The organism is uncultured Thalassolituus sp. (assembly GCF_950066645.1).
In the GTDB taxonomy this organism is placed as follows: Bacteria; Pseudomonadota; Gammaproteobacteria; order Pseudomonadales; family Oceanobacteraceae; genus Thalassolituus.
This window is the reverse complement of record NZ_CATMFB010000007.1, coordinates 139,418-154,738: the sequence shown is the minus strand read 5'-3', so window position 1 is coordinate 154,738 and position 15,321 is coordinate 139,418. Positions and strand designations below refer to the sequence as shown.

Below are 15,321 nucleotides of genomic sequence, written 5' to 3'. Positions count from 1 at the left end.
GGCTCACAACACGACCACAGAAGAGTAACGGGAGGTAATTCCGGCCTGAAGACTTTCAGGCCTTAATATCAGGAAGATTCAGTAGTCGTTGGCGATCAGTGCGTCGGCGTTCTGCATACAACGCTGAATAGGGCTACGACATACAAAGCGCTCGGTGGGTGCCTGTCGCGCCCATTCAGTCAGGGCCCTTTCATAGGCCTGTCGATCTGGCACACCGATTTCAATGGCCTGCCCTATGCTGTTCAGAAGCGCTTCTTTCTCAATGGCCATATGATCAACAAGACGTTCGTAAAACTCTTCCAGATCGCCATTCTCACGGCGATAGACATCAATATGGTAAATCTGATCCTTGCCCTGGCGCGCGAACTCGCGGATCTGAACCCAACGGGTTTCACCGGCATCACTGCGGATATTCCACAGCGCGTGATCGTTGATGGTCTGGGCGTTTCCAGACATTGAGATTAGCGCCAGCCCCAAAGCCAACGCAGCACGATAAGACGTCATACCTGAACCACTCCCTCAGACACATCCCTGCAGACAGCCACGACAATAAACACAGTCAGCACTGAAGGCAACGGCTTTTGCGGGCCGGTACCCCTGCATCGGGGACCGGCCCTCGCCTTCAGTCGGAAGTCGCGTAAAACAGCTGCCCTTTTTCTGTCAGCGCCCAGACCGTCGAAGCATCTCTGACGGCAATGCGCACCGTGCCCTCAGGCACCTTCGCGCCTTCTGTCCATTTAGACGCCGACGAATGCCAGAGATACAGGCGGTTGTCAGTACCAAGCACCACAACCGCACCGTCAACACCAACGTCTATATCCAGTGCTTTTCCGGGTATTTTCTGCATTTTACTGGACATCAGACGTGAGGCGTCAGAGTCTTCTGAACGGTAGATATTTCCGTTACCATCCACTGCCCATAAGTACCCGCCCTGCTGCGCAATAGCGCGGGCTTTCAGGCCAACTTTCTTCTGCCAGCGGTGATTCTGACGCAGCCAGACTTCGCCTCCAGTGCTGTCCAGTCGTTCGCTGACGACCCAGAGTTCACCCTGAGCATCAGACGTCAGCGCCGACGCCGTGCCGTCAACAGAGATTACTCTGTCGTCCGACCCCGCACTGTAGACCAGTTTATCGTCGTTTTTCAGATACCAGAGACCACCATCGTGTGCCGAGGCAACATCGACATAATCATTGCCAAGGTTTTCCCAGGTCCCACCAGATTTCGAAGGCTTAAAACGCTGCAGAGTTACACGCCCCCGGTTCTCAATAACGCGGAAGGCATCACCTCGTGTCGTGACGATTACGTTACTGACATCGTCACCTGCCGTTGCGAATCGCAATGCGCGGATCTGTTTCTGCATGGCAGCTCCCCCTGATGTTGCCACCATACGCGCCGCCTGCACCTCTTTCACCGCAGCCTGAATCTGTCTTTTGTCCTGCGGCAACGTTTCTGCGCCAAGAACGGTACTCCACTGGCCTTCGACCTCCTGACTTCCTTCGCCAGTAGCCAGAAGACGGGGAACATCAAAAGGACGACGCGCCTCAGCCAGCAGCGCATTCAGGGTTGGCTCCGCATTTGCGCGCTCGATCTGCATTTCTACCCAGGCAATCACAGTCTCTATTGCCAGATCGACAATGATCTGCGGACCTGCTTTGGCGACTGCAGACATCACCATTTTCGAGGTCAGTGTTGCCCCTTTTGCTGCGGCTTTTTCTGCAGCTTTCTTTGACAGAGTCTGTAGCGCATAACGGGCAACCGCCTGCTCTGCTTTTTCTGCGCCTTTAGTGAGGGTTTTACGGATGGTTTTCGCAGCAGTTTCCGGGAAGAGTTTATTAAGAACAGGCTTCGACAACAGTACTTTGCCATAGACAAAGCCAACGGCTTCGCCTTTTACCTGATCCATCAGCACACTTTCGAGGGTGATATCGGTGAAATCCGGCAGTGGCCACAGCTCGTTACGCACCGCTTCGACTCCCATACCCGCCAGAGCCGCCGTCGTACCGAAGGTGGTGGCCGCGGCAGCAACAGTGACACCAGCTACCATCACAGTGCTGTACACTTCGTTTTTCTTTCTGTCGGCTTTATCCCAGGCCTGATAAGCCTGCAGAGACTGCTCTGCCAGGAATGTGCGGAAGTGAACAACGGCCTCGGCAAAACTTTTCAGCAGTTTTTTATCCGCCTCGCTGGCTTCCTGCGGGCGCATCGCTGCGACTTCCAACCGGGACATCACGGCAAGCGCCAGAATTGCGCTGGTATGGGGAGCGTCATGAATCTCCTGCCAGGCCGCATCAATGGATTCTTCTTCCGTCATTTTTACCGAGGAAGCCACATCTGCGGCGATGGTCTCAATCGTCGTACGATTGCTGATTAACTCCAGTACGACCGTTTCTGCACCATCAAGACCGAACAGACCGGGCTGCTGGTATTCCGGAGCCTTCCAGGAAATACCATTCGATTCACAGGCTGCTCTGTCCCAGACTGCAAGCACCGTACGGCGGTACCCCACGGGGCAACTCCAGCAGCTGCCACCACCACTTTTACCAACCTGCGCAGGAAAACTACCGTTGTATTTTTTCTTAACCTGATTACGCACCCGGGTGTCTCTGGCATTAACGAAGTCGAACATCTGGCCGACCGGACAGGTCAGTGCAGACGTCTGAGTTGCCCGGGCAAAATCGAATCCGCCGCCTATTTCACAGGCTTTGGCGCCATTGATCGGATAGACGGTACGATCAGCCGACTGAGGACACGTCCAACACTCGCCTCCATTGCGGATATCAAAAATCTCACCGACCTGACATTTGGCTTGACCAGTGAGTGTCGCTTTCGATTGTTGTGCCTGAACAACCTGAGAGCAGGCACGCGCGTGATCCACTGCGTAACCTGTACGGTTGTATCCTCCCGGACATGAATAGCAATGTCCGTCTTTAGGGTCCCAGAACTGACCTGAAGGACAATCAGTACCCAACAAACCGGTGGCCCGTCCGTGCCGGCTGATGCGCTTAAATTTTTCTTCCGCTGGCTTTACACACGCATCTGCCCATTCCACCGGAGCAGCAGAACGATTAAAGCCTGAAGGACAGCTCCAGCATTCGCCCCCACGTGTCGGATCGAAGAAACTTCCATCCGGGCAGATTCCGCCCTGTAACGTTGCCCGGACAAACTGCCCTCGCCTGGACGGGTTGGGTTTGGCACACGCCCGGTCTGAATCTACTGCGGCGGCCGATCTGTCATACCCTTGCGGGCACGACCAGCAGCTCCATAACCCAACATCAAAGAAGCTACCGGCCGGACATTCGCCCACCGCATCGCCTTCGAAAATTGCTTCTTTTACCGAACACGGTGGCTGCAATGAGCCGTCAGATTTCAGGCCACCGCATTCGGTGTGGCCTGCAGTTCCTGCGGCGCCGTAGTCACCGGCGGAGAGTCCGGACGCGCAGATCGCCGACGAGAAAAGACATGCGCTCAGAATGACCATCGCGCGTAAAATTACAGACATGCTCACACTCCTTGTCGCCGGCCTCGGACAGTGTCAGAACACAGATTCAGGGAGGCAGCTGAGATAGATTCAGGGAGCGGAAAATATAAAAAAGTCAGATGGCAGGAACCACCATCTGAAAGTATGAAGATTCGTAAAGTATTTACTGACGCACGGCCTGCGAGGCCAGTCGGCAACGCTCAGCGGGGACAAACAGCTGCGTCATCAGATATTTTTTAAAGCCCTCTTCGTAGGGCACCTGTTTCAGCGCTTCGTCCATGCAGGTCAGCCAGGCATCCCGCTCAGCCTCCTGAATATCCAGGTGTGCGTGCGCTCTGGGAATCGCAATCGGTCCGTATTTTTCGCGGTACAGACGCGGGCCGCCCAACCAACCACAAAGAAAGCGGGTCAGTTTATCGCGCGATTCACTGAGATCCACCGGGTGCATCTCCCGGATCTTTTTTGCCTCAGGGAGAGTCTCCATCGCATCGTAAAATGCGTCGACCAGCGCGCGGATTCCGTCGAACTGACCGGCAGCCTGATAGGAGGCGTCTCCGACGCCCCAGACGGCTTCCGGCTGACCCGAGTCGGCCATCAGGCGAACTCTTCCATAAAGTCAAGTGAGGCCTGATGACGGATCGTGCGACGGTGGTTAGCCCACAGTTCTTTGACTTTTTCCTGGTTGCACTGCTGCCGGTCGACCAGAACACGGGTCTGCAGCTCACCTTTACTCTGTCCGCCCGTCAGCGGCACTTTCGAGAAGACAAACTGGTTAGACACCAGATCCATAAACGGACCAGATTTACTGGTCGGCATAATAAACAGCAATTGCAGACCGAGACTTTCCGTGAGGTAGTTAATAACCTCTTTCGATCGGGTTTCATCCATTTTCGAGAAGGCTTCATCCACGAGTACAACTCGCAGGTGTGTATCACCTTCATTAAAGCGGAAGGCCGAAGTAATCGCCGCAGACCGGATAATATATGCCGGAGTTTCAAGCTGACCACCCGAGCCCGTACCGTACTGGCTCAGCGCAATCGGATCTTTATTCGCCGGCTGCTTATAAATCTCGTAAGAGCGGTAATTACGGTAATCTGAAATACGCTCCAGCTCGCGCATGGCCTTCTGCTCGTCGTCTTCCAGCAGCATGGTCATCAGGTGATCACGCACGCGTTTGGAGGCTGCAGACAGGTCAGCGGTAAAGAGTGTCGCACCGTCGCCCAGTGATGGGTTTTTAATGACCTCATCAAAGAACTGCCAGTATTCCTTGTATTCAGGCACCCACTCCCAGTCGAACCAGTAGGTTTCGCGGTCTGCACCAAACTGGTGGTGTGCAAGCTCTTTATTCAGGTCTTCAAGGATGCGCTTACCATCATTAATTGCCTGATATATTGAGTGACAGAGGTTTGTCACAAACACGTTATTAAAGCTTTCACGCAACTGATGCAGCTTATCCTGCTTCTCTACCAGAATATTATTTTTCAGGCGGTTGTGAACACGCTCAACTTCGCGCTGAAGACCGCACACTGAAGTGAAGAATTCCGCGCCATGCTCATCCCGGTAATCCGGGGTGTAGACGATTGAGTCGATGGTCTGACAACGCTGGTTATGCTCGGTGATATTGCGCTCAATCTCGTACGCCGTGGAGTTAAGCTCCTGAGACACACTTTTGCGCAGATTTTCGATGGCATCTACCGGGCTTTCTTCAGCTTCTTTGTCGGCCTGTGCCAGACGGGCTTCAAGATCGAAGTCTGGCCAGATGCTGACGATGGAACGTAACGCCGCCTCTTTGGTTTCGGCCACATCGGAGGTCTGCTCCTGATGCTCACTCAGAGCCTTAACGGCTTTTTCGGCATCGTTCAGCTGCTGTTGCAGGCGTCCGAGTTCACCATCCAGCTCTTTGATCTGAGCATCCAGATCATCTGCTTTTTCTTTCAGAGCGGTGAATTCGTGTTCAATGTCCCCGAAGCTGGTGACATCTACCCCGTTAAGGGAGTTTTCGGCCTGTTGCATCTGATACTGCGTATCCAGCATAGCCTGCATCTGATCTGCGAACGTCACATGACGCAGGAGATTAACGGCATCCAGCAGCTGCTGCGCCTGACGTAGCTGGTAGTTCGCTTCGTTCGCCTGGTCTGAGAGTGCATTCAGTTCACTGCGCTTAGCCGCCAGAGCACGCTCACGCGCACCAAGACCAAATACCAGCTCAGTATCTTCGAGGTCACAACGGTAGATAGAGTACGCACCGGAACCCAGACCCTGACGGGTAACACCACGCCGGGTCATCCGCAACGCCTGCAGGTCTGGTACCTGCTCTACTGAGCCATAACTGGCTTCGAGATAAAAACGCGCGGTCGCGTGTTCGAAATCCATCAGATGAATGATGGAGTTTTCCGGAATCCGCATCCGCTCGCTGTCTTTTTTGGCCTTTTCGCCCTGAATAACACGAGCGCGGCTTCCGCCCGGAATCTGGCGCAGAATATGTGCGGCTTCCGCTTCGAACGCGGGCTCAACAATAATGCTGAAACGGGCACCGCCGATGTAACCTTCGATAGCGCTCTGCCATTCCGGATCGGTGACCTCGACATAATCTGCAAGCACCCGTGGGTCTGCCTGTGGGCACTCGCGCATAATGACTTCGATCGCCTGACGGACATATCCCGGATAGTTAAGCTGACGGGCTTCCAGGCTGGCGATATCGTTCTGCTTCTGCGTCATACGATGCTGCGCCTGCTGCAGCTTCTGCTCGCGGCGATCGGCAACCCGGGCGATCTGGTCACGCAGAGAAATACCCGAGCTTTCCAGTTCTGTATCATGAAAACGCTCACGCCACTGATTCACCAGTGACTGCTGCTGACGGGCCTCATCGAGGTGCGCTTCAAGAGGAGAAAGATCGACCCAGTCTTTGCCAAGCAGTTTGCGGAAGTCAACCGCGCCCTGATCTTTAATGGCGAGAACTTCGCGAGCCTGCTCAGCGATACGCTTACTGCCCAACGAAGGAATTTCAGCCGCGACATTGGTTTTCTGTAACGCGCCATAAAGCAACTCAGTCGCGCGCAGAGAAGCCTGCAGCATCTGATCCTGCTCGAGGAGAGGAATGGCCTGCTGCTGAAGTTTCTTTTTGCCTTCGGCAATGGCTTCTTCGGCAGCGTCTTTGTCCTGCAGGGCAGAAATGCCCTGCCGGCGGGCCTCCATCGTAATCAGTTGCTCGCGCACCTGTTTCCGACGATCCTGAGCAACGTCACGTTCTTTCTGAGTTTTACTCAGTGCCTCACGGACCTGCTGCTGAATTTCCTTAGCATTAAGATAATTAGCCTGATCATTCAGGTAGCGGCTACGCGCCCCTGTGTATTCCAGAACGTTGTAGTCGATCCATTGATCAATATAGCGCCCGGCGGCACCACGCGTTGTGCTGAGCATGGAAATGGTTTCAGCCAGGGTATCGGCTTCAGATTCCATCGCATAAATGGTTTTCATCAGATCAGAGACGCTGCGGATCGCATCGCCCATATCTTTGGCTTCGAGGATTTCGTTGGCCACAAAACCATTAATACTTTTCACCGGTTTGTATGCCATAAAACGCGAGAACGTCCGGGCAGCGTTCATTGCCTCCCGTTCTGTCACAGCATCGTGACGGCCACGCAACGCACCATAAAGGCGGCGAAGATATTGTTTTTTGGTGTCGTACTTTTCGATGTTATCGGCATTAACCCGACGGGCCAGATTACGGGAAAGCTTATTCAGCGGGATCACTTCTTTCTGGTCATCACCCACCGTAATCAGAAAATCATCCTGAACCAGCTCTTCACCTGCAACAATAAAAAACTGCAGATCGTTCTGACGCGCTACTGGCTGACTACCGGCACGGTCAATGGACGCGCTGACACCTATAATTGCGGTAAACGGCTCACCGCTTTCGCCCTGAGTCGGATGAAATACTGCACCAAGATACCCGACAGCACCATTAGGACGAGCGTAGCTGCCGTCATCACAACCCAGCACGTAAGACGCCAGCGTCCGGACGTTTTTCCCACGACCACGCTGGGTCGCTTCATCCTGACCGGGGTTGTAATGAAACAGAGTATCGTGCGCGGCGGTCATAATGGTCTGAATCGCATCCGCTGCGGTTGTCTTGCCCGAGCCGTTACCGCCGGAGAGCAGATTAATCGGACCAAACTCAAATTCTGTCGCTGGGATGTTGCCCCAGTTAACGTAAATAAATTTTTTCAGAAACATCGTTTTTATTCTCCGAACAGGCTGACCGGCTGCTTGTTATCTGTTGCCTGCTCTGGCGCGTCTTCGTCTTCCGACGCCTCGGCAGAGTCAGTCTCTTCTTCATCAGCGACCTCTGCGGTCACTGCAGGCGACTCCGGCAATTCCTCAGAAGCAGTGTCCTGAATCTCAGCGGCATCGCTATTATTTTCACCGTCATTATTTTCTGAGTCATCATCACTCTCAGAAGATTCATCCTCTGCAGTCGGTTCACCCGGGACGTCTGTCGTCATCTCAGCTGTTCCAGCATCGGCTTCGGCAACAGCCTCGCCCTCAGCGTTTTTTTCCTGAGTCTCTGCCATCAGCTCCGACAACACCTGATCACTGACGTAAGACATAATCATCGGACGGATACGAAGCCACAGGTCACCATCTTCAACACTGTCTTCATTCTGCAGTTGAATCAAACGCAGCTGACGCAGTTTTCTGAAGAGAGCTTTCCGGTCTGTCACGTTCTCCGGCAGGCTGCGCTTCAGCAGATTTTTCATCGCGATACTCAGGCCTTCAAACGAGACCATGACACAACCCTGCTCATCCACCGCACCTTCGCGCAGGGCTTTGTCGTACTGCGCACGCAATACAAGAATTAATGCCACTTCGTTCTGATTCAGACGCTGACGGAAAGATGGGCTGCCAGTATTCTGCTGATCCTCTTCCATTCCCGGAACCTGCGCACCTGGCGGGAACAAGCGGACAAACTGAAAACGGCGATCATGCTGAATACGGATACCAAGCAGCGACAGATAATCACCCACCAGTTCCTCAAGACGCACATAACGGTCATACAGAGTCTGTTCGATCTGTGACTCATCCCGGCAGATAACGCCATAATCCAGCAGGCGGACCAGTAACTCTGAATATTCCTTCTGGCTCAGGCCTTCTTTTTCCAGGTCTTTTTCAATCTCGTGCAACATAATCAGGACTCTTTCTGAACCAGTTCGAAGGTGAAGTGGTCTTTTTTGATGAAGTAACCGTCGCCATTTTCTTCACGAGGGTTTTCATCATAATCAATGCGGAATTCAAACTCTGATGACAGCCCATCAGCCGCGCCAAGGCCAATCGCATGAGCAACGGCAAGAAAATCTTTAGCGCTTTCAATCGGAATATCGCGGGTAGAAACGCGGCGTCCGGAACTCAGACGTGAGGCCATAAACTGACGCAATGCCTGCTGGTTAACCAGAAACGCCTGATCAAGTACCTGCTGAACATAGATTTCGCGGCGGGCATCGACATCGAAGTCCCCTTTTCCATCGTCCAGAGAGGCTTCAATTTTCTGACGCTGACGCGGCCCGGCCAGACGCACCTGTGCGGGGTCAACAAGACGTACCTGAGGCACCGACATCAGCTCGCCAGCACGCTCGAGCATACTGGCCTGCTCTTCTTCCGGCAGATCGGCCAGATGACGACAGACAGCCAGTACATCGTTGTGTTGCTGCGATGCCAGATAGCTCATCTGACGAATGATAATATCGGCCCGCTTGGTAAAGCTCTGCAAGGCCCGGCGCAATGCCGGCAGCATAATGTCACTGGCGTTGCGGAGACGCAGTTCAATGCCATCCAGCAGGCTCCAGAGGACGGACTGACCTTCCTGAGTCAGATCTGGCAGAAGCTCCCGCAGGCGGCGCTCGGCGGTCGCTTTGAAGGCGACATCTTTCTTGCGGATGCCGGTGATCAGCCCCTGAATCTGATCCCGGTGCTTTTCAACGTTGTCTGCAGAAAGACGCACAGAGAGATCGGGCTGAAAACGGTTTTCCATAAAATCAAAGAAGGCTTCACTGGCACGTTGCACCAGCATCTGATCTTCCATTTCACGGACCAGATCACGCTTACGCTCTTCCAGCTCGGCGATGACATCGGTGAAGTCGCTGATAATCCGCTCAGAGTACTCATAAGCATCCAGAAGATCGTAGATATCACCGCGATCCAGGAACGATTCGAGCGAGTTACGGGTGTTGCGGGTGTTGCGATGACGGGTCCGCGCAATCGCACGGGTCTCACTGATGAACGGCTCGGTAAACTGCCGGCCGTACCGGGTAAACGCAAAGGTGCTCTGCAGATTGGCTTCATCCACCTGCTTTTCCAGCCAGCCGTGATCCAGCAGCTGGTTCAGTACCCAGCCTGCCTGCTCGCGACTGCTGCGGAAGCGTGATTCGCTGCCATCGTCTTCACTGTCATAGCCGTCAGCCAGCACAGGTGCACGGACCAGCGCTTCCTGAAATATCTCAACGACAGTATCCCGCTGAATCGACTGGCCATAGTCAGCACTGCTGGAGCTGTATAGCCGCTGATACAGCTCGCGCAGGCACTCCATTACCTGAGCCCGGTACTTACCGGTCAGGGGGCGGAAAAACTGGCCCCTCTCCTGATCAAAAAACATACGATTTCTTATTGTGACAGCGCGATTCAAAGGCCGTAGATTACTGAAACCCAGTGTGCTTTGCCAGCCTCATGAGACCTTCCTCACAGTGTCGCCGCCGGAGGCTGCATATCTGATCCGCTTATGCCTATACTGGCCTTGTAGAACAAAGGATGGGCCTATGTCTAAACCCAGGGAAACTCGCGAACAGGCAGTATTCTTTCAGATCAGCAGCGAAAAGCTCATTGAGCTGTCGCTCGCTACTTTCGGGCTGTTTGGCATTTACTGGATCTGGCGCCACTGGCATCAGCTGGCTTACCGTGGTGAGCGACTTTCACCGGCGCTGCGAACACTGATCTTTCCCGTTACCCAACTCGACCTTTACCGCCGGGTCTGGAATGGCGTCGACGCAGATGACGAGCGCCCCCGCTGGCACCCGATGCGGTTTTTTATCCTCCACCTGCTGTTCACTCTGTTGCCCATCTACATGATCGCGACAGATCACGCCTGGGGTGCCCTCACTTTTATGCTGACATTGCTGCCCAATCTGCTCGTCAATCAGACGGTCAACCGGATTCATGACCGCCACCTGCGGTCATTTGCCCGTAACTCGGATCTCGACGCCGTTGAGTGGACCATTCTTGTGGCTGGTCTGGTCGCCTGGCTGACATTACTGGCGTATGGACTTCAGAGTTAGTCAGGCACTCGCGCTCGTTATCATGATGCTCTGGGGCTCATTTAGCGCACGGGCAGAGATACTGGTGCTGGACAGCAAAGGCAGTTACACCACAGGCCCATACTGGCAATATCAGGTCGTGCCCCAGACGGATTCCGACCTGCTGCCAGCCTCACTCTCCCGTGTGATGCACAGCCAGTCCTGGTACCAGAGTACCGAAGACTCCATCAATTTTGGTTTCCAGCGGCACGCCTACTGGCTGAAGCTCCGGCTGACCAACCAGGCTCCGGGGCCCTGGTTTCTGTGGAATCACTACTCACTGCTCGATACGGTTGTCCTGTATCAATGCCCGTCCGGGAGCATCAGCGTTCACGAGTGCACGCGCAGCACCGGCGGCGATCTGCGAGCCTACAGTGAGCGGGCCATCGATCACCCTAATCTGATTCTGCCCCTGGGCCTGAGCACTGGTCAGAGTTACGACCTGTACCTGTACGTCTCAACACAGGGGGCCTATCAGCTCCCGGTTGAAATTCTGGATCAGGAGGCACTGCAGCAGAAATTGCTGAACAACAATATTCTGCGCGGCGGTTACTACGCCATGATGCTGATTATGGGGCTCTACAACCTCATGCTCTTCTTTGCCATCAGAGACCGGACGTACCTCTGGTACTCGTGCTTTGTTCTGAGCTTCCTGTTCTTCCATATGAACTTCGAGGGCTCTGCGTTCGGCTATTTCTGGCCGGAATCCCCAGATCTGAACAAAGTGATGATGCCGCTGGCCTTTGCGATAACTCAGTTCTTTTTCTGTCTGTTCCTGCCCAGCCTGCTTAATCTGAAAGAACTCAGCCCGGCAGCACTGCGCCTGTACCGGGCCTATATCCCGGTGACCCTACTGTTCGGCTTGCTGTCTCTGATCGCACCCTATCAGTTGTCCGTGTCACTGCAGAATCTTGTGAATGCACTTGTGGCGCTTTACAGCCTGATGCTGGGTATCCGCCTGTGGCGACTTGGCTATGCGCCCGCGCGTATGTTTACTATCGCCTGGATCCCTTTCATCATCGGGACCGTCGTCGGCAATATGTCGTCCCTGGGGCTTCTTCCCGGAAATACCCTGAGCCTCCACGGCTACCAGATCGGCTCAGTCATTGATGTTCTCCTGTTGTCGCTGGCCCTGGGGTCGCGCATCCGCTTACTGCAGCAGGAACGCGACCGCAGCCAGCAACACCTGCAGCACAGTCAGCAGGAAGCCATTGATCACCTTAAAAATTACGAAGACCTCTACCAGAACTCGCTATCGGGCCGGTTCCGCCTTGATGGTAAAGGTATGATCACTGGAGGAAACCCTGCACTGTCCCGTATGCTGGGTTTCGCCTCTGTCGACGATCTCGTTAAACAGAACGTCCATTTCGATCAGTTCATCAAGCACCCACAGACCGCTCTTCAGCTTTGGGAAACACTGGACAGGCAACAGAAAGTTCAGGGACTGCGGGTCTCCATGATGCCTCGTCGCGGCGACCGGCTTGAGGGGCTTCTTACGATGAGACGGGAGTTCACTGCGCCTGACCGGCACTGGGTGGGTGCCATCACGGATATCTCAGAGGCGCACCGCAAAGAGCAGGAGCTGAAGCAACTGCAGACCCACCGGGATCAGTCGATGCGTCAGCTGGTGATGGGCATTTCTCATGAAATGAATACCCCCCTCGGAAATATCCGTCTCGCGGGTACTCATCTGGAAAGTCAGATGTCGGCGCTTTCTCCTGCAGAAATCAAAGACCAGTTTGCAGCAGGTCTCACACACATTAATCAGAATACTGAGCGTCTCGCTGACCTGAATGAGTTAATTCAATCCTCCCTGATCGACAATTCAGAACGCACACCAGAAGCAATTCAGATGAAATACTGGTTAAGAGACTGGAAGATCAGAGCGCAGGAAACGTTCGGGCAGGTCGACATTGAAGTGTATTCCACACCAGAGCACGCCGGGTGGTATGGGTACCCAGAAGCATTAGACAAAGTATTGATGCAATTGCTGGATAACACCCTGTTCCACAACCCTGAAAAAGTTTCGCAGCTGTCTGTGAGAGTTGTGGCCCATTGTGCTGACCGTCGGCTATCAATCCGCTATCAGGACAACGGAAAAGGCATCAGTAAGCCGGATCAGGAGCGGGTATTTCTGCCGTTCTATACTACCCAACGGACAAAGGCGAAAAAGAAAGGGCTGGGCCTCTACGAAGTCCATAACCTGGTAACGGGACACATGCAGGGAAGCATTGACTGGCCGGGTGTATCAGAGGGGTTTGCAATCACTCTGCACCTGCCGGATATTCATCCGGAGGATGCAGAGAGACGCACGTCAGACGCTGACTGATCTCAGAGTGAGGCAGCCAGTTCACTGGCCTTACGGATCGCGCGTTTGGCATCCAGCTCGCCGGCAAATTCAGCACCGCCCACCAGATGGGTACGGAACGCTGTATTTTCTTTCAGCGCTTCGAACAGCCCATTCACAGACTCCTGACCCGCACATACCACGATGTTATCGACATCCAGCACACGCTGTTCAGACTGCTCACCTTTGGTGATGGTGATGTGCAGGCCCTGATCATCGACTTTGTCGTAGTTCACGCCACCAATCATTTCAACGCGCTTCATTTTGAGAACAGCACGGTGAACCCAGCCGGTGGTTTTATTCAGACCCTTGCCATGTGCACTCGCCTTACGCTGCAGCAGATAAAGTTTGCGATGAGATACTTCCATCTCGCCTTTTACCAGACCGCCGCGTTCCTTATTTGAAACATCCACGCCCCATTCTTTCATCCAGGCCTGAGTATTAAGCGTGGTAGATTCGCCTTCATGAGCAAGATACTCACCCACGTCGAAACCGATACCGCCAGCGCCCATAATGGCTACTTTTTCACCCAGTTTGAGTTCTTTTGACAGGAGGTCCTGATACGACACTACTTTCGGGTGATCAATGCCAGGCATGGAAGGGATACGCGGTGCCACACCGGTTGCCACAACAACATCATCAAAGCCTGCGGCAGCCAGCTCTTCACTGCTCACCTGATGATTCAGTTTCAGATCAATACCAAGGCGCTCAATCATGGTGCTGAAATAACGGATGGTCTCTTTAAACTCTTCTTTACCCGGAATTTTTGACGCGTAAGTAAACTGACCCCCGATTTCGCTACGACCTTCAAACAGAGTCACCTTATGTCCACGTTCTGCGGCAACAGTGGCAGCAGCCAGACCAGCCGGACCCGCACCAATCACAGCGACTTTACGAGCCTGGGTGACTTTCGTGTAAACCAGTTCAGTTTCGTGACAGGCACGTGGGTTAACCAGACAGCTGGCGCGCTTGTTTTCGAATGTATGATCCAGACAGGCCTGGTTACACGCGATACAGGTATTAATTTCATCAGCCCGGCCTTCTTCGGCTTTCTTAACCCAGAATGGATCTGCCAGCAGAGGACGCGCCATCGACACCATATCGGCCTTACCGGAGGAGATAATATCTTCGGCCACATCCGGCATATTGATACGGTTCGATGCAACCACCGGAATTTTCACCGCGGCTTTAACCTGCGCCGTCGCATCGACGAACGCAGCGCGAGGCACGGAGGTCACAATGGTCGGTACACGGGCTTCGTGCCAGCCAATACCTGTGTTAATGAGAGTGACACCGGTTTCTTCCAGGGCTTTTGCTAACATGATGACTTCTTCCATTGTCGACGCATCTTCTACCAGGTCGAGCATTGAAAGACGGAACATCAGAATAAAGTCGGGCCCCACGGCTTTGCGGACAGCGCGAACCACTTCCAGTGGGAAGCGCATGCGGTTTTCATATGAACCACCCCACTCATCCGTACGTTTATTCGTTCGGGCATTCAGCATCTGGGTAATGAAGTAACCTTCAGACCCCATGATTTCGATACCGTCGTAATTCGCTTTCTGCGCCAGTTTAGCCGCACGGGCGTAGTGACCGATCGTCTTATAGATCTGCTTAGTCGTCAGTTCACGAGGCTTAAACGGAGTAATCGGTGACTTTATCGCTGTCGGGGCGACATTAAAAGGCGTGTAGCCATAGCGCCCGGCGTGCAGGACCTGAAGCAGGATTTTACTGCCCGCGTCATGAACAGCGGTGGTCACTTTCTTGTGAAACGGTACCTGCCAGCCACTGATCAGCTTGGAACCAAAGGGCAGCAGATCGCCTGACCGGTTAGGAGAGAACCCACCAGTGACCAGCAGACCTACGCCACCACGGGCGCGCTCTGCAAAGTATTCTGCCAGCTCAGTAAAGTGCCATGGACGATCTTCCAGGCCCGTATGCATAGAGCCCATCATGACGCGGTTTTTCAGCGTGGTAAAACCCAGGTCCAGAGGCTGAAGCATGTGAGGATACTGACTCATAGTGTTCTCTCATAAATTGTTATTTGCTAATCACTGGAGTCAGTTTAGCCAGTTGGCCAACAAATGAAATGTCTGCAGATAACACATAAGATACTTTATATAACAAACGATACATCAAGCACCACGCCAATT

The 15,321-nt window shown here is 53.7% G+C and carries 9 protein-coding genes; 2 read left to right on the top strand and 7 right to left on the bottom strand.

The features are described 5' to 3' along the window. Nucleotides 1–78 precede the first annotated feature (78 nt). The 6 genes from Q1L85_RS08230 to Q1L85_RS08205 form a co-directional block, all read right to left on the bottom strand. Complete coding sequence (locus Q1L85_RS08230; RefSeq protein ID WP_300424871.1) at nucleotides 79–504, bottom strand: DUF5086 family protein; 426 nt, start codon at nucleotides 502–504, stop codon at nucleotides 79–81. A gap of 118 nt (nucleotides 505–622) precedes the next feature. Further along, nucleotides 623–3,499: a tectonin domain-containing protein gene (locus Q1L85_RS08225; protein ID WP_300424872.1), complete on the bottom strand. Its 2,877-nt coding sequence runs from the start codon at nucleotides 3,497–3,499 to the stop codon at nucleotides 623–625. A gap of 142 nt (nucleotides 3,500–3,641) precedes the next feature. Beyond that, nucleotides 3,642–4,073: a group II truncated hemoglobin gene (locus tag Q1L85_RS08220; RefSeq protein WP_300424874.1), complete on the bottom strand. Its 432-nt coding sequence runs from the start codon at nucleotides 4,071–4,073 to the stop codon at nucleotides 3,642–3,644. Then, nucleotides 4,073–7,714, bottom strand: coding sequence for an ATP-binding protein (locus tag Q1L85_RS08215; RefSeq protein WP_300424876.1), 3,642 nt, complete (start codon nucleotides 7,712–7,714; stop codon nucleotides 4,073–4,075). The genes Q1L85_RS08220 and Q1L85_RS08215 overlap by 1 nt, the downstream gene beginning before the upstream one ends. Nucleotides 7,715–7,719: 5 nt before the next feature. Further along, nucleotides 7,720–8,664, bottom strand: a complete 945-nt coding sequence (locus tag Q1L85_RS08210) for a DUF4194 domain-containing protein (RefSeq protein ID WP_300424877.1) — start codon at nucleotides 8,662–8,664, stop codon at nucleotides 7,720–7,722. A gap of 2 nt (nucleotides 8,665–8,666) precedes the next feature. Next, a complete protein-coding gene (locus Q1L85_RS08205) occupies nucleotides 8,667–10,127 on the bottom strand; it encodes a Wadjet anti-phage system protein JetA family protein (protein ID WP_300424878.1) in 1,461 nt (486 codons plus the stop codon). A gap of 160 nt (nucleotides 10,128–10,287) precedes the next feature. Here Q1L85_RS08205 and Q1L85_RS08200 point away from each other — a divergent pair, with 160 nt between their 5' ends. Together Q1L85_RS08200 and Q1L85_RS08195 are read left to right on the top strand one after the other, a co-directional pair. Next, nucleotides 10,288–10,803 (top strand): hypothetical protein, encoded by a 516-nt coding sequence (locus Q1L85_RS08200; RefSeq protein WP_300424880.1) that lies wholly within the window; start codon nucleotides 10,288–10,290, stop codon nucleotides 10,801–10,803. Next, complete coding sequence (locus Q1L85_RS08195) at nucleotides 10,787–13,150, top strand: sensor histidine kinase (RefSeq protein WP_300424882.1); 2,364 nt, start codon at nucleotides 10,787–10,789, stop codon at nucleotides 13,148–13,150. The genes Q1L85_RS08200 and Q1L85_RS08195 overlap by 17 nt, the downstream gene beginning before the upstream one ends. A 2-nt stretch (nucleotides 13,151–13,152) precedes the next feature. Here the strand turns inward: Q1L85_RS08195 and Q1L85_RS08190 are convergent, their stop codons facing one another. Then, nucleotides 13,153–15,189, bottom strand: a complete 2,037-nt coding sequence (locus Q1L85_RS08190; RefSeq protein WP_300424883.1) for an NADPH-dependent 2,4-dienoyl-CoA reductase — start codon at nucleotides 15,187–15,189, stop codon at nucleotides 13,153–13,155. Between the last annotated feature and the right edge of the window lie 132 nt (nucleotides 15,190–15,321).